We start from the raw sequence: 24089 nt of genomic DNA on the forward strand, positions 1-24089 counted from the left end.
AGACGCCACAAATCGTCCCTTCAGCAGGCCGAATGGAACCCTTGCGTAGTGGGGCGACGGCCATGGATGGCCGGCGATAATGTGTCAACTATGTCTCCGTACACATGTCCACCATGTGTCCAGTCCATACACCCCGACAAAAAGTGGGTCGCCGTAAGGCCGAAACCAGCCAGTAGCGCCACCCCATCAAACGGATATGCCCATCGACACCCAAGCCACACCCTCCAAAAAGACCCAGCGTCATTACTGTGCCGATTTCGTCGTTCAGGTGATTCAAAGGCATCAAGCCGGCGCCCCCGACAACAAGCCACTCTGTCGATCACTCCCCCAGAACGGACGCGGCCTCCCCATGAAACGCATTACCGTGATCGACTCCCACACCGGCGGTGAACCGACCCGCCTGGTCACCGACGGCTTCCCTGCCCTGGGCAAAGGCAGCATGGCCGAGCGCCGCCAGCTTCTTGCCCAACAACACGACCAATGGCGCAGCGCCTGCATGCTCGAACCGCGTGGCAGCGATGTACTGGTTGGCGCCCTGCTGTGCGAGCCAGTTGATCCGAGTGCCTGCGCCGGGGTGATTTTCTTCAACAACACTGGCTACCTGGGCATGTGCGGCCACGGCACCATCGGCCTGGTAGTATCCCTCGCGCACCTGGGGCGTATCGGCCCGGGTGTGCACAGCATCGAAACCCCCGTGGGCACCGTGCAGGCAACGCTGCATGAAGATCACTCTGTCAGCGTGCGCAATGTACCCGCCTACCGCTACCGCAAGGACCTCTCGCTGGAGGTGCCTGGCATTGGTCTGGTGGTCGGCGACGTGGCCTGGGGCGGCAACTGGTTCTTTCTTATTGCCGATCACGGCCTGCAAGTTGCGGGCGACAACATCGAGGCGCTGACCGCCTACACCTATGCAGTACAGCAGGCACTGGATGAGCAAGGCATTCGCGGCGAAGACGGTGGCCTGATCGACCATATCGAACTGTTTGCCGACGACCCTCACGCTGATAGCCGCAACTTTGTACTCTGCCCCGGCAAAGCCTACGACCGTTCGCCCTGTGGCACCGGTACCAGCGCCAAGCTCGCTTGCCTGGCCGCCGACGGCAAGCTCCAACCCGGCCAGCCCTGGCAGCAGGCCAGCGTGATTGGCAGTGTCTTCGAAGGTTCGTTCGAAACGGCTGGCGAGCGCATCATTCCCACCATTCGCGGTCGCGCCCATATCAGTGCCGAGGCTACGCTCATCCTTCAGGAAGACGACCCGTTCGCCTGGGGCATTCGCCCGTGAGCGGCGCTGCCGTGGCCGATGTGATCGTGATTGGTGCCGGAATTATCGGCGCAGCTTGTGCCCAGGCGCTGGCTGCGCGCGGCCTGCGCGTGCTGGTCCTGGATGCCGGGCTGCATGGCGCCACGGCAGCCGGCATGGGCCATCTGCTGGTGCTCGATGACAACGCCGCGGAATTAGCGTTGAGCCAGTACTCGTTGCAACGCTGGCGTGAATTGGCAAGGCAACTGCCCGACGCTTGCGCCTATCGTAGTAATGGCACCCTCTGGCTAGCGGCCAATGCCGAAGAAATGGCCGTGGCCGAACACAAATACGGTGTGCTGCACGCACAAGGCATTGTCTGCGAACGCGTTAGCGGGCGCGGCTTGCGCCAACGCGAACCGGCCCTGCGTGAAGGCTTGGAGGGAGGTCTGTTGATCAATGGCGATGGCATTCTCTACGCCCCCGCTACCGCACGTTGGATGTTGCAGTCGCCCCGGATCGAGCAGCGCCGTGCGCACGTCACGGCGGTACAGGGTAACAGTGTGCGCCTGGAGGACGGTCAGTGGCTCAGCGCCGAGGCCGTGGTGCTGGCCAACGGCATCCAGGCCACCGATCTGTGCCCGGAGCTGCCCATTGAACCGAAGAAAGGCCATTTGCTAATCACCGACCGCTACCCCGGTAGCGTCACCCATACCTTGGTGGAACTGGGCTATGTAACCAGTGCCCACACTGCCAGCGGACCGTCCACTGCCTGCAATATCCAGCCGCGTCCGACCGGGCAACTGTTCATCGGTGCCTCACGTCAGTTCGGCACCACCGATCCGGGCGTGGAAGGCTGGATGCTGGCTCGCATGCTCAAGCGCGCCACCGAGTACATGCCCGGCCTTGCGCAGTTGAACGGCATTCGCGCCTGGACCGGCTTTCGCGCCGCCAGCCCCGACGGCCTGCCACTGGTGGGCCGGCATCCGCAGCAGGACGGCCTGTGGCTGGCCGTCGGCCATGAAGGGTTGGGCGTCACTACGGCGCCGGCGACGGCGGACCTGCTGGTCGCGCAACTGTTCGACGAAACCCCGCCCCTGGCCGCCCAACCCTATCTGCCGCAACGCTTCCTGGGAGCACTCGCGCATGCCTGACTTGATCCTCGATGGCCGTCCACTGCGTGTGGCTGAAGGTACCAGCGTGGCCGCTGCCCTGGCACTGGGCGGCGATGGCTGCTCGCGCACCGCAGTTGGCGGACAACGCCGCGCACCGCTATGCGGCATGGGCATTTGCCAGGAGTGTCGCGTGAACATCGACGGCCGCCGACGCCTGGCCTGCCAAACCCTGTGCCGCGAGGGTATGCACGTGGAGACCCGGGCATGAGCGAATACACCAACCTGCTGATTATCGGTGCTGGCCCTGCCGGTTTGGCAGCCGCGTTAGCCGCCGCATCTACCACCGCACACATCGTGCTGCTTGACGACAACCCGCTACCGGGCGGGCAGATCTGGCGCGACGGTCCGCAAGCCAAGGTTCCCGCCCTGGCGCGTCAACTGCGTGAACGAGTATTGGCCTGTGCCAATGTGCGCTACCACAGCGGCACGCGGGTAATCGCCTGCCCCGGCCAGAAGACCCTGCTGGTTGAGGATGCAGAGCATGGTTGGCAGATTCGTTATGACAAACTGATTCTCTGCACCGGTGCTCGCGAATTGCTCCTGCCCTTCCCCGGCTGGACGCTGCCCGGTGTCACCGGTGCCGGTGGTTTGCAAGCGCTGATCAAAGCCGGCTTGCCGGTGCGCGACCAGCGTCTGGTGATCGCTGGTAGCGGGCCACTGCTGTTGGCCAGCGCTGCGACAGCCAAAGACAACGGCGCCAAGCTGCTGGCCATCGCCGAGCAGGCATCGCTGGCAGCAGTTGCCGGCTTTGCCGCGCAATTGCCGCGCTGGCCGCACAAGTTGCTGCAATCCTTCACCCTGTTCGACCGCAGTTACCGTACGGGCAGCCATGTGCTTGCTGCCTTGGGCAGCGATCGCCTGGAAGGTGTGCGTCTGAAGCAAAACGGCAAAATCGTGGAAATAGCCTGCGATAGACTCGCCTGCGGCTTCGGTCTGATTGCCAATAGCCAATTAGGTCAAGCCTTGGGCTGTGAAGTGCGCCAGCAAGCAATAGCCGTGAACACCTGGCAAGCCACCTCACAATCCGACATTTACGCCGCGGGCGAATGCACCGGTTTCGGTGGCAGTGAACGGGCCCTGGTCGAGGGTGCCATTGCCGGCCATGCGGCGGTTGGTGACCGTCCGGCGGCGCAGGCATTGTTTTCTCGCCGCGCGCGCTGGCATGGTTTTGCTGCAGCCTTGAGCAAAGCCTTCGCCCTCGACCCGGCGCTGAAGTCGCTGGCCAGCGCCGACACCCTGGTGTGCCGCTGCGAGGACGTGCCTTACGCGGCCCTTGTCGGGCATGCCAACTGGCGTGAAGCCAAACTGGCCAGCCGCTGCGGCATGGGTGCCTGCCAGGGTCGAGTATGCGGTGCGGCCGCCGAATACCTGTTCGGCTGGCAGCCTTCGGCACCCCGCCCACCGTTCAGCCCGGCGCGCATCGAGACCTTGCTGTGCCTGGACGAAACGCCCGGTGCTTGAGGTAAATAGCGGGGGCGCACTATGATCCCGACGGTCGCCCACGGACCGTCAGCGCCATGCACGCCACACTCAACAGCCTCGCCCCCTGCGATTTGCCTACGTTGCTCGACAGCCTACAGCCCATTGCGCCCCTGCTCGATACGCTGAACGACGTGGTGTTCTTCATCAAGGACCTGCAAGCGCGCTACGTTTTCGTCAACCAGACCCTGGCACGCCGTTGCGGGCGCAAACACAGCGATGACCTACTCGGACTGACCGCCGAAAATGTCTTCCCCGAGCGCTTCGGGCCTCTGTATACCGAACAAGATCGGCGAGTATTGAGCAGTGGCCGGGAGTTGGCCGACCAGCTTGAGCTGCACCTGTATTTCGGCAACCAGTCGATCTGGTGCCTGACCCACAAACGCCCGCTCAAGGATGCCCAAGGCAATGTCGTGGGGCTGGCCGGTATCTCCCGCGACTTGCAGTTACCACAATCCAACCACCCGGCGTTCCAGAAGCTCGCCGCCGTCGATGCGCACATTCGTCACCATTTCACCCGCCCGATCAGTCTCGCCGAACTGACCGCAATCGCCGGGCTTTCCGTAGCGCAACTGGAGCGTCACTGCAAACGCATCTTCCAGCTCACGCCGCGTCAGTTGATCCACAAGGCACGGCTGGAAGAAGCCTCACGCTTGCTGCAAGACCCCGAGTTGCCCATTACCGAAATCGCTTTGCGCTGCGGTTACACCGACCACAGTGCCTTCAGCCGCCAATTCCGCGCGCTCACCGGCCTTTCGCCAAGCCAGTACCGCGATAGCCAACGCTGAGTGTTCCTAAATGGGGCGCCGCGTAAGGGCGGTGCTCCCATACGTAACACCCGTTCTGCAGTCGACCCGCCGCACTGAAACCACCCTACAAAACTCCACTTTCCTACAGGTGCCCTAACTCACGGGCTGCCGGCCAATTGCTGGTTCCGGACAAAAACAGGCACGCCCATTGCTAAGAAAATATCGTATACGAAATTATCAATACGATATCTAACAGCACACCCCAGACCACGAGGCATCTATGAAAAACCGCACATTTGCCGTAGCCCTCAGCGCTGTTCTCAGTACTGCCTGTATCGCCAACGCCCAGGCCGACAAGCTCGACGATATTATTGGCTCCGGCAAGCTGCGCTGCGCCGTCACCCTCGACTTTCCACCGATGGGCTTTCGTGACGAAGCCAACAAGCCAGCCGGCTTTGACGTCGACTATTGCAACGATCTGGCAAAAATCCTCGGTGTCGACGCCGAAGTGGTCGAGACCCCCTTCCCCGACCGCATCCCTGCACTGATCTCCGGCCGCGCAGACGTTATCGTGGCGTCCACCTCCGACACCCTGGAACGGGCCAAGACCGTTGGTTTGACCGTGCCGTACTTCGCCTTCCAAATGGTGGTACTGACCCGCGACAATACCGGCATCAATAGCTTCGACGACCTCAAAGGCAAAGCCTTGGGCAATACCAGTGGCACCTATGAAGCCATTGCACTGGAAAAGGACGTGAAGAGCTGGGGTAGTGGCAGCTTCCGTGCCTACCAGTCGCAGAACGACACGCTGCTGGCGGTTGCCCAAGGTCATATCGACGCCACCGTGGTGACCAACACGGTCGCCGCCGCCACCCTCAAGTCTGGCAAATACAAGAACCTCAAGGTCGCCGGTAACGCGCCCTACGTGATCGACTACGTATCGCTGGGCGCCAAACGCAATGAGTACGGTCTGTTGCGCTACCTCGACCTGTTCGTCAACCAACAAGTGCGTACCGGGCGCTACAAGGAGCTGTTCACCAAGTGGGTGGGGACCGAGATCGCCCCGACCGACCTGACCGTACCGCAGGTCTACTACTGAGGTGGGCGGTATGATCAGCACACCCAAACCCCTGGCCGGGCGCTGCCTGGTCGAGGGCGCGGCCCAGGGCGAACTGTTGTTCGCTGATACCGGGCTGAGCTTCTGGGGCGGGGTCGACCCGTTCAGCGGCGAAGTGATCGATCGTCATCATCCGCTCAGCGGCCAGTGCATTGCCGGACGCGTGCTGGCGATTCCCAGCGGACGTGGCTCCTGCACCGGCAGCAGTGTGATGATGGAACTGATCAGCAACGGCCACGCACCGGCAGCACTGGTGCTGACCGAAGCCGACGAGATCCTGACCCTCGGGGTGCTGGTCGCCCAGACCCTGTTCGAGCGCTCCCTGCCGGTGCTGTGCATCGGCAGGGAGGCGTTCGCCGAATTGTCCGGGGCAGGTTTTGCCCGGCTCGAAGGACGACACCTTGAGCTCTTTGCCCAGGCGCCTGCCGATCACTGGCAGGCCCCGGCGTTCTGCCCTGGCGCCAAGGTTTTCAATACCTTCAGTAGCAACCTGAACCTGGCACCGAGCGACCGCGCATTGCTCGACGGCACTCACGGCAAGGCCGCGCAAATTGCGATGCAGATTGTCCTGCGCATGGCCGAGTTGCAAGGCGCCGAGCAACTGCTGGACGTGACCCAGGCACACATCGACGGCTGTATTTATACCGGTCCGGCGAGCCTGCGCTTTGCCCAACAGCTGGTGCAATGGGGCGCGAAGGTGCGCGTGCCGACCACACTCAATTCCATTTCGGTAGACCAGCGCCGCTGGCGCGAATTGGGCATCGACCCAGCGCTCGGCGAGCCCGCCAGTGCCCTGGGCGACGCCTATATGGCCATGGGCGCGCAGTTGAGCTTCACCTGCGCGCCCTACCTGCTGGACAGTGCACCGACGCTGGGCGAACAAATCGTCTGGGCCGAGTCCAACGCGGTGGTCTATGCCAACAGCGTTCTGGGCGCGCGCACTCTGAAGTACCCCGACTACCTCGATATCTGCATCGCCTTGACCGGTCGTGCACCGAGCATTGGTTGTCACCTGGACGAGCAACGCAAGGCGCAGCTGATTGTCGAGTTGCCGGCACTGGACACCCTGGATGACAGTTTCTACCCGCTGCTCGGCTACCACATCGGTGCGCTATCGGGCTCTCGGATTCCGCTGGTGCGTGGGTTGGAACAGGCCCACCCCAGCCTCGACGATCTCAAGGCCTTTGGGGCAGCCTTCGCCACCACCTCCGCGGCCCCCTTGTTCCACATTGCCGGGGTTACACCCGAGGCACTGGACTCCACGCAGGTACTCGAGCCAGCCGCCCACTTGCCTTGCGAGCGCCTGCAACTGAGCGACCTGCTACACAGCTGGCGCGAGCTCAACAGCGCCCGCGAGCCCCGAGTCGATGTGGTGTCGCTGGGTAATCCGCACTTTTCCTTCAGCGAGTTCGCGGCGCTGGATCGTTTGTGCCAGGGCCGCAGCAAACATCCGCAAGTGGTGCTGGCGATCACCTGTGGCCGTGCGGTGCTGGAACAGGCGCGTGCTGCCGGGCATATCGACGGGCTCGAACGCTTCGGCGCAACCCTGGTGACCGATACCTGCTGGTGCATGCTGGGAGAGCCGGTAATCCCGCCCAGCGCACGCACGCTGATGACCAACTCCGGCAAATACGCCCACTACGGGCCAGGCCTGGCCGGCCGCCCGGTGCATTTTGCCAGCCTTGGCGAATGCGTGGAGTCGGCCTGCAGCGGCGTGGCCAGCGGACGGCTACCGACCTGGCTGCAACCCGCTGCATTCAAGGAGAGTCCCGCGCATGTTTGATTATACCTTCCAATGGCGCGCAGCCCTGCGCGCCCTTCCGGACATGCTCGCCGGCGCCTGGGTGACCTTCGAGACCGCGGCCCTGTCGATGATCCTCGGTGTGCTCATCGCCCTGGCCCTGACTGTGATGCGCCAAGGTAAGCAACCCCTGCTGCGCGGCTTTGCCAACACCTGGGTATCCATCGCCCGCAACACGCCGTCGTTGTTCCAGATCTACATCCTGTACTTCGGCCTCGGTTCGATGGGTATGCACGTCAGCTCCTGGATCGCCCTGTTGGCCGGGATCACCTTCAACAACGCAGGCTACCTGGCAGAGAACTTTCGCGGCGGTCTCAAGGCGGTGCCGACCACGCAAATGCGCGCAGCGCGCTCGCTGGGCATGAGCGCCTTCCAGGCTTACCGGATGATCATCATTCCGCAGCTGTTGCGCGTGGTGTTCTACCCGTTGACCAACCAAATGGTCTGGGCGGTGCTGATGACCTCACTGGGGGTGATCGTGGGCCTGAACAACGACCTGACCGGCGTGACCCAGGATTACAACGTCAAGACCTTCCGCACCTTCGAATACTTCGCCCTGGCGGCGGCCCTCTACTACGTGATCGCCAAGGCGATTGTCGCAGTCGCGCGGCTGATGGCCTGGCGGCTGTTCCGCTACTGAGGAGCTCGACATGTTTTCCACCGGTTTTACCTGGAACGACTTCATGTTCCTCCTCGAAGGGGCGTGGGTCACCTTGCAACTGACCTTCTGGGCCATTCTGATCGGCACCTTCGCGGGCTTGCTGTTCGGCCTGGCGCGTGCCTTGTGGCCGCGCCTGAGCCTGCCGCTCGCTTGGATACTGGATGTGTTTCGCAGCGTACCGCTGTTGATCCAGTTCGTGCTGTTCAACTCGTTCAAGAGCATCGTCGGACTGGACATCAGTGCCTTCAGTGTCGGCTGCATCGTGCTGGGCGTGTACACCGCCGCTTACTTCACCGAAATCGTTCGGGGTGGTGTGCTGTCGGTAGCGTTGAGCGTGCGCCGCGCCAGCCGTTCGCTGGGCATGAGCTACCTGCAGGACCTGCGCTGGATCGTTCTGCCAATGGCAACCCGGGTGGCGTTTCCCGGCTGGCTGAACCTGGTACTGGGGGTGATGAAAGACACCGCACTGGTGATGTGGATCGGCATCGTCGAACTGCTGCGCGCCTCGCAGACCATCGTTACACGGATTCAGGAACCCCTGCTGGTGCTGTGCATCGCGGGCCTCATCTACTACGTCATGAGCCTGGTGGTTGCCCGATTGGGCGCCCGCCTGGAAACAAGGTGGCAAGAAAATGATTGAGATCCAGAACGTACATAAATCCTTCGGCAACCTTGAAGTGGTCAAGGGTGTGAGCCTGACCGTGGACAAAGGCGAAGTGGTGTCGATCATCGGTGGCTCCGGCTCGGGTAAATCGACCTTGCTGATGTGCATCAACGGCCTGGAGCCAATCCAGAAAGGCAGCATTCGCGTCGATGGCATCGAGGTGCACAACCGCGCCACGGACCTGAACCGCCTGCGGCAGAAGATCGGCATCGTCTTCCAGCAATGGAACGCCTTTCCGCACCTGACCGTTCTGGAGAACGTGATGCTCGCGCCGCGCAAGGTGCTGGGCAAAAGCAAGGAGCAAGCTGAAGAGCTGGCCGTCAAGCAACTGACCCACGTGGGACTAGGCGACAAGCTCAAGACCTTCCCCGGCAAATTGTCCGGGGGCCAGCAGCAGCGCATGGCGATTGCCCGGGCGCTGGCCATGTCGCCGGACTACATGCTCTTCGACGAAGCCACCTCGGCGCTCGACCCGCAACTGGTGGGTGAGGTACTGGACACCATGCGCATGTTGGCCGAAGACGGCATGACCATGGTGCTGGTCACCCACGAGATACGTTTTGCCCGGGATGTCTCGGACCGGGTGGCGTTTTTCCGTAACGGCCTGGTGCATGAGATCGGCTCGCCGGAGCAAGTGATCGGCAACCCGACGCAGCCTGAGACCGCGGCTTTCCTGAAGTCGGTGAAATAGCAGCATCCACAACGGTGGGATCAACCCCACCGTCACGAAGGCGGTACTCAACATAAGGACCTTCCCCGAATGCGCTCTTCGAAGATCATCCACATCGTCAGTTGCCACGCCGAAGGAGAAGTCGGCGACGTCATCGTCGGCGGCGTCGCCCCACCTCTTGGCGCTACGGTCTGGGAACAGTCGCGCTGGATCGCCCGCGACGAGACCCTGCGCAACTTCGTCCTCAACGAACCCCGCGGCGGCGTGTTCCGCCACGTCAACCTGCTGGTGCCGCCCAAGGATCCACGCGCGCAGATGGCCTGGATCATCATGGAGCCGGCGGACACCCCACCCATGTCCGGCTCGAACTCGCTGTGCGTGTCCACGGTGTTGCTCGACAGCGGCATCCTGCCGATGACCGAACCTGAAACCCGCCTGGTCCTGGAAGCACCCGGCGGTCTGATCGAAGCCGTCGCGCAATGTCGCGACGGCAAGGTGCAGCGGGTCGAGGTGAAAAACGTGCCCTCCTTCGCTGATCGCCTGGATGCCTGGATCGAAGTCGAAGGCCATGGCTCACTGCAGGTCGACACCGCCTATGGCGGCGATAGTTTCGCCATTGCCGATGCCCGCCAATTGGGCTTTGCCATACGCCCCGACGAAGCAAAGGACATCGTCGAGATCGGACTGAAGATCACCCGCGCCGCCAATGAACAGTTGGGCTTTCGTCACCCGACGAACCCGGATTGGTCGCACTTGTCCTTCTGTCAGATCGCCGCCCCCATCGAGTACGAGAACGGCATTGCCACCGGCGCCAATGCAGTGGTTATCCGTCCCGGCAAGATCGACCGCTCGCCCTGCGGCACCGGCTGTTCGGCGCGCATGGCAGTAATGCAGGCCAAAGGCGTGCTGAAGGTGGGTGACCGTTTTATCGGCCGTTCAATCATCGGTTCGCAATTCGATTGCCGCATCGAGTCGCAAACACAAATAGACGGTCGCCCGGCCATCTATCCGTGTATTTCCGGGCGAGCCTGGATCACCGGTACCCATCAATTGATGCTCGATCCAAGCGACCCTTGGCCGCAAGGCTACCGACTGTCGGACACATGGCCCGGCGCATGATCGCTAACCCCTTGATTTAAAAACCACCCCTGTTAATCGGTCAGTAATACGCGAAAAAAAACCTGGTCGAATATAGGCACTTCAAATATCGTATACGAAATACAATAAACAACCGGAGAACATCATGAGCAAGTACGTAAACTGGAGCGGCGTCTTCCCTGCGGTCACCACCCAATTCAACGACGACTTCTCGATCAACCTGGAAAAGACCCACGAGGTCATTTCCAACGTGATCCGTGACGGCGTCTCTGGCCTGGTGGTGTGTGGTTCTGTCGGTGAGAACACCTCGCTGACCGCCGAAGAAAAAATCGCCGTGACCGAAGTCGCCGTCGATGCCTCGCGTGGCCGGGTTCCGGTGATTTGCGGCGTGGCTGAGTTCACCAGCGTGCAAGCTGCCAAAGTCGCCAACGCAGTGCGTCAGGTCGGCGTTGACGGTGTGATGTTGATGCCGGCACTGGTCTACGGCTCGAAACCGTTCGAGACCGCCGAGCACTACCGCTACGTGGCCAAGCACACTGACGTGCCGCTGATGGTTTACAACAACCCACCGATCTACAAGAACGACGTCACCCCGGACATCCTGATTTCCCTGGCCGACTGCGAGAACGTGGTGTGCTTCAAGGACTCTTCGGGCGACACCCGCCGCTTCATCGATGTGCGCAACGAGGTAGGCGACCGGTTCGTACTGTTTGCCGGCCTGGACGACGTGGTTCTGGAAAGCATTGCCGTGGGCGCCCAGGGCTGGGTGTCGGGCATGTCCAACGTGTTCCCCAAAGAAGGCGAAACCATCTTCCGCCTGGCCAAGGCCGGACGCTTCGCCGAAGCCATGCCGATCTACGAGTGGCTGATGCCAATCCTGCACCTTGATGCCCGCGCCGACCTTGTGCAGTGCATCAAGCTCTGTGAAGCGATCGCCGGTCGTGGTAGCGCGCTGACTCGTCCTCCGCGTCTGGCGCTGCCAGAAGCTGATCGGGTCTACGTTGAGCAGATCATGGCCAAAGCCCTGGCCAAGCGTCCGCATCTGCCAGACGTCGGCCTCTGAGTGACAACCGGGCCGGCGCCCCCAGGAGCCGGCCCGCCTGTTTTGCGCCCCCCTCTTTGCCTGGATCCTGGTGGGTGCTTCGCGGATCTCGACCCTTGCCGTCGACCTCACGCGCAAGACCCGTGGCAAGTCGCTGCACGAAGTCGACGCCCGCGCCGATGGGCGTATTGCCGCCGGGCAAACCAGCGCTGCTCGCCTAGGTAATTCTTTAGCTTGAATAACCCCTTCAACAGGAGTGTTCCATGCCGGATATCATCGGCCACAACTACATCGGCGGTGCGCGCAGCGCTGCCGGCAAGCTAACGCTGCGCAGCCACGAAGCCAGCAGCGGTGCAGCCTTACCCTACTACTTTCATCAGGCTACCGGCGAAGAGGTGGATGCCGCTGCTAACGCCGCAGCCCAAGCGTACCCTGCATTTCGTAGCCTGGCGCCACTACGCCGGGCGGAGTTTCTCGACGCTATTGCCACGCAACTCGACGCGCTGGGAGATGACTTCATCCAGTTGGTCACCCGCGAAACGGCACTGCCCAACGCCCGTATCCTCGGCGAGCGCGCACGCACCAGCGGGCAGATGCGCCTGTTTGCCCAGGTACTGCGCCGCGGTGATTTCCTCGGTGCGCGGATCGACCGCGCACAGCCCGATCGCCAACCGCTGCCACGCGCCGATCTGCGCCAGTACCGTCTTGGCGTAGGGCCGGTGGCGGTGTTTGGCGCCAGCAACTTCCCCCTGGCGTTCTCCACCGCAGGCGGCGACACCGCGGCGGCGCTGGCTGCCGGTTGCCCGGTGGTGTTCAAGGCGCACAGCGGTCATATGGCCACCGCCGAGGCCGTCGCCGATGCGATTATTCGCGCCGCCGAACAGACCGACATGCCTAAAGGTGTGTTCAACATGATCTACGGCGCTGGCGTCGGCGAGGCATTGGTCAAACACCCGGCTATCCAGGCGGTTGGTTTTACCGGCTCACTCAAAGGCGGTCGGGCGCTGTGCGACATGGCTGCGGCGCGCCCGCAGCCGATTCCGGTATTTGCGGAAATGAGCAGCATCAACCCGGTATTGGTGCTACCTGAGGCGCTGGCTGTACGTGGCGAACACATCGCCCGCGAACTGGCCGCCTCGGTGGTGCTCGGCTGCGGGCAATTCTGTACCAACCCAGGGCTGGTCATCGGCATTCGTTGCGCGGCGTTCAGTGTCTTCACCGAGCAGTTGGCTGCACAACTGGCCGAACAGCCTGCGCAAACCATGCTCAATGCCGGCACCCTCGCCAGCTACAACAACGGCGTGCAAGCGCTGCTCGCCCATCCAGGCATCAGCCATCTTGCCGGGCAAGCGCAAGTGGGTAATCAAGCTCACCCACAGTTGTTCAAGGCCGATGTACGACTATTGATTGAGGGCGAGCCGCTGTTGCAGGAAGAGGTGTTTGGTCCGGCCACCGTAGTGGTGGAAGTGGCCGATGCCCAACAACTACAGCAAGTCTTGAACAGCCTGCATGGCCAGCTTACGGCAACGTTGATTGCGCAGCCCGAGGATTTGCACACCTACGCCCACCTGCTGCCGATACTGGAACAAAAAGTCGGGCGCGTGCTGTTCAATGGCTACCCCACCGGCGTCGAGGTCTGCGATGCGATGGTACACGGCGGCCCCTACCCCGCGACATCGGATGCACGGGGCACCTCCGTCGGCAGCCTGGCCATCGATCGTTTCCTGCGTCCGCTGTGCTATCAGAACTGTCCGGATGCGCTGTTGCCAGCAGCGTTGCAGAATGCCAATCCGCTGGGTATTGCCCGGTTGGTTGATGGCCAAAGTAGCCGGGCCGCACTGTAGCGACACAGGCTATGTGTCCCGAGGGGCGGGAAATCCCGCTCCTCGGTTGACCTGGCCTGACCTTAGGCCAAGCCCACTGGCGGGGTTAATTCAATAGGGCCTTGAGGTCGTTGTACAAGGCTTCCGGGATTTCTACCCCCTCCTCCAGGCTACGTGCCCGCGCGGCATAGCGACGCTGCGATGGCAACCGCGCGCCCTGTCCTTCGATGTTCTCGAACACCGCTTCGGCCCGGGCCAGGTGTTGATCGGTGGCATCTCCCAGAAAGCGCTGTGGGTCCAGAACGATCAGCAATTCGCCATGGTACGGCGACGACTTGCTGCCATCGGCATGGGCCAGTGATTCAGCACTGGTCAGGTCACCGATCAATGGCCCAGCAATCAGCTCGACCATCGCCGCCAGTGCCGACCCCTTGTGCCCGCCAAACGTCAGCATCGCGCCACGGTCGAGTACCACGTTGGGATCGGTGCTCGGCTTGCCCTGCTCGTCCACGCCCCATCCTTCGGGAATTGCCTTGCCTGCACGCCGATGCAGTTCGATGTCGCCACGGGCAATCGCACTGGTAGCGAAGTCGAATACATAAGGATGTTTGCCTGCACGCGGCCAGCCAAAAGCAATCGGGTTGGTGCCGAACACCGGCTGATGACCACCGGCAGGCGCCACCCAGGCATGGCTTGGGGTAAACGCCAAGGCAACCAGACCGGCCTCGGCCAACTGCTCGATCTCGACCCACAGGGCTGAAAAGTGCACGCAATGATTGATCGCCAGGGCCGCGATGCCGTTGCGCCTCGCCTTGGCTTGCAACAATGGCAAGGCGGCCTGGAACGCCAGTTGCGAAAAACCGCCGCCAGCATCGACGCGTACGATCGATGGCGCCTGGTCGATCACTTCCGGCAGTGCGTCAGGCACCACCTTGCCAGCCTTCAACGAGCTGACACACCCCAGCACCCGGTACAGGCCATGGGATGCACAACCGTCGCGCTCGCCAGCGACGATGGTATCGCTGACCGCCTTGGCATGGTCTGGCGAAAAGCCGTTGTGCAAGAGAATCGAGTTCGCCAACGAATGGGCGTCGGACAGGGTCAATCGGATCATGTTCATCTCCTTGAGCAGACACCCCAGCCTGCCCGAGCGCTGACGCCGAAGCTTGATCGCTTTAGCCCATAGCGATGACGAACTCGGCACAGTCTAGGGTTCGACACCCTCGACGATGATTACCTCGGCCCGGGCTACCCCCTGACGATAACTGCACGCCTGCTGGTACTGCTCCGAGCGATAACAGGCCACGGCCTGCTCGTAGGAATCGAATTCGATAACCACACTACGTTGCGGCGTTGGCCGCCCTTCCATCGCTTCGCTGCGCCCGCCCCGGGCAAGCAAACGACCACCAAAGGCCGCAAAGGCAGCCGGCGCCCTCTGGGTGTATTGCTGATAGTGCGCTGGGTCGCTGACGTCGACATGGGCAATCCAGTAAGCCTTCATTGCATGCTCTCACTTCAAGTTATTATGTATTATGGTATACCATAAATCTTCCAACCTGACAGTGAGTACGCAGCAATGCCCTTCAACAGCATCGAAGAAATCCTGGAGGACTACCGCCAAGGCAAGATGGTCCTGTTGGTGGACGACGAAGACCGCGAAAACGAAGGCGACCTGTTGATCGCCGCCGAGCGCTGCGACGCCCAGGCCATCAGCTTCATGGCGCGCGAGGCACGTGGGCTGATCTGCCTGACCCTTACCGATGACCACTGTCAGCGGCTTGGCCTTGAGCAAATGGTGCCCGCCAATGGCAGCGCGTTCAGCACCGCATTCACTGTCTCGATCGAGGCAGCCCAGGGCGTTACCACCGGTATTTCCGCCGCTGATCGCGCCTGCACCGTCGCCGCCGCGGTCGCAGCGAATGCTCGCGCCGAAGACCTGGTACAGCCGGGACACATCTTTCCGCTGCGCGCCCGGGAAGGCGGTGTATTGACCCGTGCCGGGCACACCGAAGCCGGCTGCGACCTGGCCCGCCTGGCCGGGTTCAGCCCCGCCTCAGTTATTGTCGAAGTGCTCAACGACGACGGCACCATGGCCCGTCGCCCGGATCTGGAAGTGTTCGCTGCCCGACACGGAATCAAGATCGGCACCATCGCCGACCTGATCCATTACCGGCTGAGCAACGAACAAACAGTCAAGCGCATCGGTGAACGCGAACTGCTTACCGTGCATGGCGTCTTTCGTCTGGTGACCTACGAGGACTGTGTCGAAGGCGGCGTGCATATGGCTATGGTCATGGGCAACATTCGCCGTGAGCAGCCAACGTTGGTGCGTGTGCATGTGATTGACCCACTGCGCGACCTGGTCGGTGCCGAGTACGCAGGCCCTGCCAACTGGACCTTATGGGCGGCACTGGAGAAAGTTGCCGCACAAGGCAATGGCGTGGTGGTCATTCTGGCCAACCACGAATCCTCCCAGGCCCTGCTGGAACGGGTACCACACTTGACCCAACCGCCGCGCCCCTACCAGCGCGCGCAGGCGCGCACGTATTCAGAGGTTGGAACGGGCGCACAGATTCTCCAGGACCTTGGCGTGGGCAAGCTGCGTCACTTGGGGCCGCCGCTCAAATATGCCGGGTTGACCGGCTACGACCTGGAAGTGGTGCAAAACATCCCCTTCACTGCCTGATTGGCGCCTTGCGGCAAACTTTTGGCTATTGCTCCGCCTCGGGGAAATTGCGGCAACTCTTGCGCTCGGCCAGCTCCTTGTCGGTGGGACGCTGGTCGACGAACACCGCGTGCCCATCCTTGTAGATTTCCAGGTACCCCCACTCCAGGTCTTGTTCGCGCTGCCCGGGCTGTGGCGGCCTGCGCCACCACGGTTCTCGGCTGATCAGTTCCATGGACACGACTCCGGCTGAAAACATTCTTTCACTATAGACAGTGGCACACGAAGGCTCTGGCCCGTGGCTATACGCCCACCCATCAAGCTGCAGTGATAGCCGGTAGCTTCCAGGCTCTTGCGAAAAGCTTGGAATACCATAATATGATATCCCGTAGACCGAATAATCTGCTGACCGGTACCTGACAGGCCCGCCAGCCGCTACCACGCTTGAAATTGATGCTCCCCACTACAAGGCGGGCAACGCAAAGCCCGCTGATAAACACAAGAAACGAGGGCGTACCTATGCTGTTCACCAAACGCGCAAGTGCAGTGCTGGCTGCCAGCCTGCTGACATTGACCTGCCAGGTTGCCCTGGCCGCCGACAGCCTGAATTTCGTCAGCTGGGGCGGCAGCACCCAGGATGCGCAGAAGCAGGCCTGGGCCGAACCCTTCAGTGATGCCAGCAAGGTCCGCGTGGTCCAGGACGGTCCTACGGACTATGGCAAACTCAAAGCCATGGTCGAAAGCGGCAACGTGCAATGGGATGTGGTCGATGTCGAAGCCGACTTCGCCTTGCGCGCCGCAGCCGAAGGCCTGCTTGAGCCGCTCGATTTCAACACCATCAAGCGTGACCGCATCGACCCGCGCTTCGTTTCCGATCATGGCGTCGGTTCATTCTTCTTCTCCTTCGTTCTGGGCTACAACGAAGGCAAGCTCGGCGCCAACAAGCCGCTGGACTGGAGCGCACTGTTCGACACCAGCACCTACCCCGGCAAACGTGCCCTGTACAAGTGGCCAAGCCCCGGCGTGCTGGAACTGGCCCTGCTGGCAGACGGCGTGGCTGCCGACAAGCTCTATCCGCTGGACCTGGACCGCGCCTTCAAGAAACTCGACACCATCAAGAAAGACATCGTCTGGTGGGGCGGCGGCGCTCAATCCCAGCAACTGCTGGCCTCGGGTGAAGTGAGCATGGGCCAGTTCTGGAACGGTCGCGTCTATGCCCTGCAGCAAGACGGTGCGCCGGTCGGTGTGAGCTGGAAACAGAACCTGGTCATGGCCGACTTTCTAGTTGTTCCCAAGGGCGCAAAAAACAAGGAAGCGGCGATGAAGTTTCTTGCCGAGGCCAGCAGCGCCAAAGGCCAGGCCGAGTTTGCCAATCTGACTGCCTACGCCCCAGTAAACCTCGACAGCATCGGCCTGCTCAAACCCGAACTGGCCTCTAACCTGCCAACCGCTTACGCACAGGATCAAGTCACCCTGGACTTTGCCTATTGGGCCAAGAACGGGCCGACCATCGCCACCCGCTGGAATGAGTGGCTGGTCAAATGAAAGTCGCGATCAATGCCTTGCACGCTGCATCCGGTGCTCCCGGCAACGGCACCCAGGGAGCGGCAGTGACGCACACGACCCCATTTCGTCAGCGCTGGCGAGGTAGCCGTAACCTGCTCCCGGCCTTGCTGTTCCTCGGCCTGTTCTTTTTCGCGCCGCTGATCGGCCTGCTGCTGCGCGGCGTGTTGGAGCCCGTACCGGGCCTTGGTAACTACGAGCAACTGTTCGCCAACTCAGCCTACGCGCGCGTGTTGTTCAACACCTTTTCGGTAGCCGGCCTGGTAACCCTGATCAGCGTACTGTTGGGCTTTCCCCTGGCCTGGGCGATTACCCTGGTGCCCCGCGGCTGGGGACGCTGGCTGCTGAACATAGTGCTGCTGTCGATGTGGACCAGCCTGCTGGCGCGCACCTACTCCTGGCTGGTGCTGCTGCAAGCGTCGGGTGTGATCAACAAAATGCTGATGGCACTGGGCATCATCGATGCGCCGCTGGAGATGGTCCATAACCTCACCGGCGTGGTCATCGGCATGAGCTACATCATGATCCCCTTTATCGTCCTGCCCCTGCAGGCCACCATGCAGGCCATCGACCCGATGGTCTTGCAGGCAGGCTCGATCTGCGGCGCCAGCCCCTGGACCAACTTCTTCAAGGTGTTCTTGCCACTGTGCCGTTCCGGGCTGTTTTCCGGCGCCTTGATGGTCTTCGTGATGTCGCTGGGGTACTACGTGACGCCAGCCTTGCTGGGCGGTGCGCAGAACATGATGCTGCCTGAGTTCATTGTCCAGCAGGTGCAATCGTTCCTCAATTGGGGCCTGGCCAGCGCTGCTGCTGCATTGCTGATCGCCATCACCCTGGTGCTGTTCTACTTCTACCTGAAGTTGCAACCGGAATCCCCGGTCGGCAACAGCAACGGGAGGTGAGCCAAGATGCTCCTGACACCCAACGCCATGAGCCGGCGCTTGCGCTACGGCCTATACACCACCACCGGGCTGATTGCATTGTTCCTGCTGCTGCCGATCGTGTTCATCGTGCTGCTGTCGTTCGGCTCGTCCCAATGGCTGGTGTTCCCGCCGCCGGGCTGGACGCTGAAGTGGTACGGCCAGTTTTTCTCCAACGCCGAGTGGATGGACGCCGCCCTCGCCAGTCTGAAAGTAGCGCTGCTGACGACCGTCTGCGCCGTTGCCTTGGGCCTGCCGACCGCCTTTGCGCTGGTGCGCGGACGTTTTCCCGGGCGCGAGATGCTCTACGGTCTTTTCACCCTGCCGATGATTGTGCCGCTGGTGATCATTGCCGTGGCGGTCTATGCCCTGTTCCTCAAGCTGGGCTACACCGGCACGCTGTTTTCCTTCGTGGTTAGCCACGTCATCGTCGCCCTGCCGTTCACCATCATCTCGATCATCAATTCGCTCAAGCTGTTCGACCAGTCCATTGAAGATGCAGCCGTGATTTGCGGCGCCTCGCGCCTGCAGGCGATCGTCAAGGTGACCTTCCCGGCGATCCGTCCGGGCATGATCGCCGGTGGTTTGTTCGCCTTTCTGGTGTCGTGGGACGAAGTGGTGCTCAGCGTAATGATGGCCAGCCCTACCCTGCAAACCTTGCCGGTAAAAATGTGGACCACCCTGCGCCAGGACCTGACCCCGGTTATCGCCGTCGCCTCGACGTTGCTGATCGGTCTGTCGCTGCTGGTCATGGTGATCGCCGCCGCCCTGCGTCGGCGCAACGAAGTCAGCGCTTGAGCGCCTGGAGAATAATAAAATGAGTGCAGTCCTCAACGAATCCCAGCACGACAAGACGCTGGTCAGCCTGCGTAGCCTGAACAAGCACTATGGCGACTTCGCCGCGGTGGACGACATCAACCTCGACATCCAGGACGGCGAGTTCCTTACCTTCCTGGGTTCCAGCGGCTCGGGCAAGAGCACAACCTTGTCGATGCTTGCCGGCTTCGAAACGCCGAGCAGCGGCGAAATTCTGGTCAGCGGCCAGTCGCTGGTCAACGTACCGCCGCACAAGCGCGACATCGGCATGGTGTTCCAGCGCTATTCACTGTTTCCGCATCTGTCTGTGCGCGACAACATCGCCTTTCCCCTGGCCATTCGCAAACGCAGTGCCGCCGAGCGCGACAAACAGGTCGATGCCATGCTCAAGCTGGTGCAATTGGACAGCTTCGCCCATCGGCGTCCGGCGCAACTGTCCGGTGGCCAGCAGCAGCGTGTGGCGATTGCCCGGGCGCTGGTCTACGAGCCACGCATTCTGTTGATGGACGAACCGCTCGGTGCGCTGGACAAAAAACTGCGCGAAGACCTGCAGGATGAACTGCGCCAACTGCATCGTCGCCTGGGGATCACCATCGTCTACGTCACTCACGACCAGGAAGAAGCGATGCGCCTGTCCCAGCGCATCGCCATTTTCAGCCATGGCAAGATCGTCGGCCTGGGTACTGGCTACGATCTGTACCAGAACCCACCGAATGCCTTTGTTGCCTCGTTTTTGGGTAACTCCAACTTCCTTCGGGTAAGCGCTCATGGCAATGGTGCAGCGAGCTTCGAAGGCCAGCCCCTGGCCATGCGCCTGACACCAGGGTTGGCTGAAGGCCAGGAGGTGTTGCTGATGGTGCGGCCAGAAAAAGCCGTGGCCCTGACAACTGAACAAGCGGCGCACGAACCACTGCCAGCCGGTTGGAATCAGGTAACGGCGCGGGTCGGTGAAGTGCTGTTTCTGGGTGAAAGCCAGACGTGCAGCGTCGTCACACCGGGCGGCACTGCAATGACTGTCAAGGCGCTGTCTGCGGCGGGTATGCCGATGCAGCCTGGTGATCAGGTGAGTGTACGCTGGGCGGTATCCGATGCTTGTGTGTACACCCAATGGGCGCCAAGCGACCTGAACAAAGCAGCTGGAGCGCACTGATACATACACGCCACCATCGATGGGCGTGGGTGGTCTCGAGTCACCGTTGCGCCCTTACTGCGCATGACCAACGCCTCGCTGTTGCTGTTGCTGTGCTTCCACCTACAAAAATCGTGCAGACGCCACAAATCGTCCCTTCAGCAGGCCGAATGGAACCCTTGCGTAGTGGGGCGACGGCCACGGATGGCCGGCGAGCGCCGCAGGGCCAGGGACGGCCCTTCGGCGCGATCCCCACGGGAGCAAGGGTGGAATGAGGGAACCCGGAGCGCAGCGTAGGGCCGGATGCAGGGACAAGGGGTTTTGCCTACTTTTGCCCCGACAAAAGTGGGTCGCCGTAAAGGCGAAACCAGCCAGTGGTGCCACTGCATCAAATGGATATGCTCATCTACACCTGCGCCACCTTCTGGTTCTCACCTACGATAGGCTAATTGTGTAGTCGGTGACACATACAGCCAGCTGCTGATCCATTGGTCGCTAGGCAATATTGCTGCCGGAGCCGCCCCATTTCAGTGCAAACGCTCTAGAATGGGCAACCTTTACCTTCCGGCAACCCCATGGATATCGAGCTCGCCCGCACCTTTCTTGAAGTTGTCCGCAGTGGCAGCCTGGTTTCCGCTGCCGAACGCCTGCATGTCACCCAGACCGCCATCACCGCCCGCGTGCAGAAGCTCGAACAGCAACTGTCCTGCCAACTGTTCATTCGCAGCCGCAGCGGTGCCAGTCTGACTGCCGATGGCGAAGCTTTCGTGGTCTACGCCAATCAGTTGGTGCAAACCTGGGAAGCCGCCCGCCGCGACCTGCCATTACCCGAAGGGTGTCATCAGGTACTACACATCGGCGGCGAAGTGAGTCTGGGCAATCCAATGGTGCTCGACTGGGTCAGCGCCTTGCACCAAAGCATGCCCAGCCATGCCATTCGCAACGAAGTCAGCGACGGCGAATCATTGCTGCGCAAGCTGGAAATGGGTGTACTCGACGCGGTACTGGTATATCAGCCTACCTATGGCCCCGGCTTGCAGGTAGAGCAACTGATGGAAGAAAAGCTCATCCGTATCCGCCGCAAGGACAAACCCGAGCCTTACATCTACATCGACTGGGGCCAGGCCTTCCGCCGTCAGCATGACGCTGCCTTGCCCGAGTGCGCGCGCCCGGCGCTGAGTTTCAACCTCGGCCCCCTGGCGCTGCAGTTCATCCTCGAAAACGGTGGCAGCGGCTATTTCCGCACCCGGGTGGTACAGAGCTACCTGGACAGCGGTATCTTCGAGCGCGTGCCGCAGGCGCCGGAGTTCACCTACCCCACCTACCTGGTACACGCCCGCGAGCGCGATACTGAAGCCCTGCAACAAGCCTTCAGAATATTGCGCCAGGTGGTGGCTGACGGTGACAGCGACTGGTCACAACGCTGGGACCCGATCATCTGAATGTGCTGCGGTGCTGAGCAAGTGCCGCTTGAGCCCGGCAATCAAGTCAGTCTGCGTAATCATCCCCACCAACTGCTGCCCCTCGAGCACAGGCAGGCAGTGCAGCCCTTGTTCGCTGAGTAGAGGAATCAACGCGACAGCCGGTTCTTTGCTGCGCACGGTGATGACCGGTCGACTCATGATCTGCTCGACCCGCACCTGGCGACGACGCACCAGGCCTCGCCAACTGAACCCCTGTTGCGCCATGACTGCACCGACCAGATCGCTGAGGGTGACGATGCCCACCAGTTGCCGCGCCTCATCCAGCACTGGCAAAGCTTTCAAGTGATGGCGCGAGAGCGCTTTCCAGGCCTGCTGCAAGGTCATTCCCGGCGTGGCTTCCTGCACGTCCCGCGACATGACCGAAGCGGCGGTGATGCCACCGAGGCTACGCTGCAACGCATGCTGTTCAGTGGCGGCGATGATCCGCTCAAGCTCATCGCGGGTGATGTCGACAAACTCGCCCAACTCTTCCAGCGCCTGATCCAGGTCTGCGCCACTGACGCCGACCCGCTCACCCGGTGACACATCGGCGGTGTGATGCAGATCCTTTCGTAGCGCCGCCATCTTCGGATAGCGAACCCCGGTAAGACGGTTGTAAATCACCGCCACGCCAACCAATACCAAAGCGTTGAGCATGATCGGTTCAAACACCTTGTCGCCCAGCGCAGTGAGCGAAGGATCGAGCAGAACCACGCTGACGGCGACGCCGCCGCCCGGGGGATGCAGGCAGCGCAACAGGCACATCACCAACAACGACAAGCCAAGTGCCAACGCTGCCACCCACAGCGTCGAACCCAGCCAATGGTGCAGCACCAGGCCGACTACGGTCGCACAGGCATAGCTGCCGACAAAGGGCCAAGGCTGCGCCAACGCCCCGGAATGCACGGCAAACAGCAACACAGCCGAGGCCGCCAGCGGCCCGAGCAAGTGCAGGGCTACTTCGCTACCAAAGGCGTAACTGCTGGCAGCACCAGCCAGAAACAGACCAAGCAATGCCCCCACGCCTGCGCGTAACCATTCTTTTGGGGGGATGTTCAGCGGGGCCGGCAACAGCCGGGTAATCCAGTTGTTCAGACTGCGCGAAGACATGGGATAAAAAGTTACCTGGCAGTAAAAAAAGCCCGGCCAATAGGGCCGGGCTGAGTATCGCGAGGGCAATACCTAATGGGCTCCGTCCATGGAGATGGAATTTTTTGGACTTGCAGGTCATACGTGGAGAGGGATTCTGCCGGGGATGACGCAGGGGGTGGTAATTCAAAAAAATGAGGGGTGAGTGCAATATTTTTGCAGCGTGACTATGTTGTGGCCGCGCCAAGCCTGGGCCGGCAGCGTCGCACACATCTAACGTTTGAGCAGCAAGCCACGTAACAGTAACTCCAACGCTGCAACGCTTTGCGCCAATCGAGCAGTACCGTCTTCACCGTCCGCGATCCAGAACGCCGCTTCCGCCAGACTGCCGTAGATCAATGCGGCCAATGCCTGAGGCTCGGCCTTGGCCAGCATGCCCTGCTCGATGAGATCAGCGATCAGATGCTGCATCGATTCAAGGCAATGGCGCTGCGAATCCGGCGATGCGCCACCCAGTACTGCCCTCGCATCGCGCAACACGATGCGCTGGATTTCCGGTTCCAGGGCCATTTGCAGATAGCCACGGCAACGGTGGCGAAAACCATCCCAAGGGTTCTCGGCGCTGTCAGAGATGGCCTGCAGGCGCGCATCCATCTCGGTGTCGATCTGTGTTACTACTGCCGCCAGCAGCCCCTTCTTGTCACCAAAATGATGATAGAGCGCTCCTCGAGTTAGGCCTGCCTGTGCGGTAAGGTCATCCATCGAAGTGTCGGCATAGCCGCATTCACTGAATACCTTGCGAGCGGTCGCCAGCAAGGTGGCGCGGGTTTCTTCCATATCGGCGCGGGTACGGCGGGCCATTGCGTTTCTCCTTACATACGCCATGCATGTTTGTTTACATTCACCGCGTATGTATATACGCTGT

The 24089-nt window shown here is 61.6% G+C and carries 25 protein-coding genes; 20 read left to right on the forward strand and 5 right to left on the reverse strand.

Going from position 1 to position 24089, the window contains the following annotated elements; genetic code table 11:
- The first annotated feature begins 349 nt into the window (after positions 1 to 349).
- From V0R60_RS18650 to V0R60_RS18715, 14 genes are all read left to right on the forward strand, one after another.
- A complete protein-coding gene (locus V0R60_RS18650; protein WP_136476678.1) occupies positions 350 to 1282 on the forward strand; it encodes a 4-hydroxyproline epimerase in 933 nt (310 codons plus the stop codon).
- Complete coding sequence (locus V0R60_RS18655; RefSeq protein WP_330080023.1) at positions 1279 to 2394, forward strand: NAD(P)/FAD-dependent oxidoreductase; 1116 nt, start codon at positions 1279 to 1281, stop codon at positions 2392 to 2394. The genes V0R60_RS18650 and V0R60_RS18655 overlap by 4 nt, the downstream gene beginning before the upstream one ends.
- Positions 2387 to 2623, forward strand: a complete 237-nt coding sequence (locus V0R60_RS18660; RefSeq protein WP_330080022.1) for a (2Fe-2S)-binding protein — start codon at positions 2387 to 2389, stop codon at positions 2621 to 2623. Before V0R60_RS18655 ends, V0R60_RS18660 begins: the two co-directional genes overlap by 8 nt.
- Positions 2620 to 3876, forward strand: a complete 1257-nt coding sequence (locus tag V0R60_RS18665) for an FAD/NAD(P)-binding oxidoreductase (protein ID WP_330080021.1) — start codon at positions 2620 to 2622, stop codon at positions 3874 to 3876. The genes V0R60_RS18660 and V0R60_RS18665 overlap by 4 nt, the downstream gene beginning before the upstream one ends.
- 56 nt (positions 3877 to 3932) lie before the next feature.
- Positions 3933 to 4682 carry an AraC family transcriptional regulator gene (locus V0R60_RS18670; protein ID WP_330080020.1) on the forward strand — a complete coding sequence of 250 codons (750 nt, stop codon included), beginning with the start codon at positions 3933 to 3935 and terminating at the stop codon, positions 4680 to 4682.
- A 241-nt stretch (positions 4683 to 4923) separates the two neighbouring features.
- Complete coding sequence (locus V0R60_RS18675; protein ID WP_136476688.1) at positions 4924 to 5742, forward strand: ABC transporter substrate-binding protein; 819 nt, start codon at positions 4924 to 4926, stop codon at positions 5740 to 5742.
- 10 nt (positions 5743 to 5752) lie between these two features.
- A complete protein-coding gene (gene lhpI, locus V0R60_RS18680) occupies positions 5753 to 7543 on the forward strand; it encodes a cis-3-hydroxy-L-proline dehydratase (RefSeq protein WP_330080019.1) in 1791 nt (596 codons plus the stop codon).
- Positions 7536 to 8201, forward strand: a complete 666-nt coding sequence (locus V0R60_RS18685; RefSeq protein ID WP_136476692.1) for an amino acid ABC transporter permease — start codon at positions 7536 to 7538, stop codon at positions 8199 to 8201. The genes lhpI and V0R60_RS18685 overlap by 8 nt, the downstream gene beginning before the upstream one ends.
- A 10-nt stretch (positions 8202 to 8211) precedes the next feature.
- Positions 8212 to 8862 (forward strand): amino acid ABC transporter permease, encoded by a 651-nt coding sequence (locus V0R60_RS18690; RefSeq protein WP_330080018.1) that lies wholly within the window; start codon positions 8212 to 8214, stop codon positions 8860 to 8862.
- Positions 8855 to 9577 carry an amino acid ABC transporter ATP-binding protein gene (locus V0R60_RS18695; protein WP_136476696.1) on the forward strand — a complete coding sequence of 241 codons (723 nt, stop codon included), beginning with the start codon at positions 8855 to 8857 and terminating at the stop codon, positions 9575 to 9577. Before V0R60_RS18690 ends, V0R60_RS18695 begins: the two co-directional genes overlap by 8 nt.
- A 69-nt stretch (positions 9578 to 9646) precedes the next feature.
- The gene (locus tag V0R60_RS18700; RefSeq protein ID WP_330080017.1) at positions 9647 to 10675 is read left to right on the forward strand and encodes a trans-3-hydroxy-L-proline dehydratase; all 1029 of its coding nucleotides are present in this window, start codon (positions 9647 to 9649) and stop codon (positions 10673 to 10675) included.
- A 124-nt stretch (positions 10676 to 10799) separates the two neighbouring features.
- Complete coding sequence (locus V0R60_RS18705) at positions 10800 to 11717, forward strand: dihydrodipicolinate synthase family protein (protein ID WP_330080016.1); 918 nt, start codon at positions 10800 to 10802, stop codon at positions 11715 to 11717.
- A 70-nt stretch (positions 11718 to 11787) separates the two neighbouring features.
- A complete protein-coding gene (locus V0R60_RS18710) occupies positions 11788 to 11934 on the forward strand; it encodes a hypothetical protein (RefSeq protein ID WP_375547280.1) in 147 nt (48 codons plus the stop codon).
- 25 nt (positions 11935 to 11959) lie between these two features.
- The gene (locus V0R60_RS18715; protein WP_330080015.1) at positions 11960 to 13540 is read left to right on the forward strand and encodes an aldehyde dehydrogenase (NADP(+)); all 1581 of its coding nucleotides are present in this window, start codon (positions 11960 to 11962) and stop codon (positions 13538 to 13540) included.
- An 85-nt stretch (positions 13541 to 13625) separates the two neighbouring features.
- On the opposite strand, the gene V0R60_RS18720 is transcribed toward V0R60_RS18715, so the two are convergent.
- Both V0R60_RS18720 and V0R60_RS18725 read right to left on the reverse strand, forming a co-directional pair.
- Positions 13626 to 14633, reverse strand: a complete 1008-nt coding sequence (locus V0R60_RS18720; RefSeq protein ID WP_136476707.1) for an Ldh family oxidoreductase — start codon at positions 14631 to 14633, stop codon at positions 13626 to 13628.
- Between the two features lie 93 nt (positions 14634 to 14726).
- Positions 14727 to 15020: a DUF1330 domain-containing protein gene (locus V0R60_RS18725; protein WP_136476709.1), complete on the reverse strand. Its 294-nt coding sequence runs from the start codon at positions 15018 to 15020 to the stop codon at positions 14727 to 14729.
- Positions 15021 to 15095: 75 nt separating this feature from the next.
- Here V0R60_RS18725 and ribBA point away from each other — a divergent pair, with 75 nt between their 5' ends.
- Complete coding sequence (ribBA, locus tag V0R60_RS18730) at positions 15096 to 16205, forward strand: bifunctional 3,4-dihydroxy-2-butanone-4-phosphate synthase/GTP cyclohydrolase II (protein ID WP_330080014.1); 1110 nt, start codon at positions 15096 to 15098, stop codon at positions 16203 to 16205.
- A 25-nt stretch (positions 16206 to 16230) separates the two neighbouring features.
- Here the strand turns inward: ribBA and V0R60_RS18735 are convergent, their stop codons facing one another.
- Positions 16231 to 16419, reverse strand: coding sequence for a hypothetical protein (locus tag V0R60_RS18735; protein WP_136476713.1), 189 nt, complete (start codon positions 16417 to 16419; stop codon positions 16231 to 16233).
- A gap of 284 nt (positions 16420 to 16703) precedes the next feature.
- Between V0R60_RS18735 and V0R60_RS18740 the strand changes: the two genes are divergently transcribed.
- The 5 genes from V0R60_RS18740 (at position 16704) to V0R60_RS18760 (ending at position 22054) form a co-directional block, all read left to right on the forward strand.
- On the forward strand, positions 16704 to 17729 hold the full coding sequence (locus V0R60_RS18740) for an ABC transporter substrate-binding protein (RefSeq protein WP_330080013.1): 1026 nt from the start codon (positions 16704 to 16706) through the stop codon (positions 17727 to 17729).
- On the forward strand, positions 17726 to 18649 hold the full coding sequence (locus tag V0R60_RS18745) for an ABC transporter permease (RefSeq protein ID WP_330080012.1): 924 nt from the start codon (positions 17726 to 17728) through the stop codon (positions 18647 to 18649). The genes V0R60_RS18740 and V0R60_RS18745 overlap by 4 nt, the downstream gene beginning before the upstream one ends.
- 6 nt (positions 18650 to 18655) lie before the next feature.
- Complete coding sequence (locus tag V0R60_RS18750; protein WP_136476720.1) at positions 18656 to 19465, forward strand: ABC transporter permease; 810 nt, start codon at positions 18656 to 18658, stop codon at positions 19463 to 19465.
- Positions 19466 to 19484: 19 nt separating this feature from the next.
- Positions 19485 to 20633: an ABC transporter ATP-binding protein gene (locus V0R60_RS18755; RefSeq protein ID WP_330080011.1), complete on the forward strand. Its 1149-nt coding sequence runs from the start codon at positions 19485 to 19487 to the stop codon at positions 20631 to 20633.
- Positions 20634 to 21187: 554 nt separating this feature from the next.
- The gene (locus tag V0R60_RS18760) at positions 21188 to 22054 is read left to right on the forward strand and encodes a LysR family transcriptional regulator (RefSeq protein ID WP_136476724.1); all 867 of its coding nucleotides are present in this window, start codon (positions 21188 to 21190) and stop codon (positions 22052 to 22054) included.
- Here V0R60_RS18760 and V0R60_RS18765 read toward each other — a convergent pair.
- Both V0R60_RS18765 and V0R60_RS18770 read right to left on the reverse strand, forming a co-directional pair.
- On the reverse strand, positions 22028 to 23185 hold the full coding sequence (locus V0R60_RS18765) for an HPP family protein (protein WP_136476726.1): 1158 nt from the start codon (positions 23183 to 23185) through the stop codon (positions 22028 to 22030). The two genes, V0R60_RS18760 and V0R60_RS18765, sit on opposite strands and share 27 nt — an antisense overlap.
- A gap of 252 nt (positions 23186 to 23437) precedes the next feature.
- Positions 23438 to 24025, reverse strand: coding sequence for a TetR/AcrR family transcriptional regulator (locus tag V0R60_RS18770; RefSeq protein WP_136476728.1), 588 nt, complete (start codon positions 24023 to 24025; stop codon positions 23438 to 23440).
- Between the last annotated feature and the right edge of the window lie 64 nt (positions 24026 to 24089).

Source organism: Pseudomonas auratipiscis, assembly GCF_036324085.1.
Classification (GTDB): Bacteria; Pseudomonadota; Gammaproteobacteria; order Pseudomonadales; family Pseudomonadaceae; genus Aquipseudomonas; species Aquipseudomonas auratipiscis.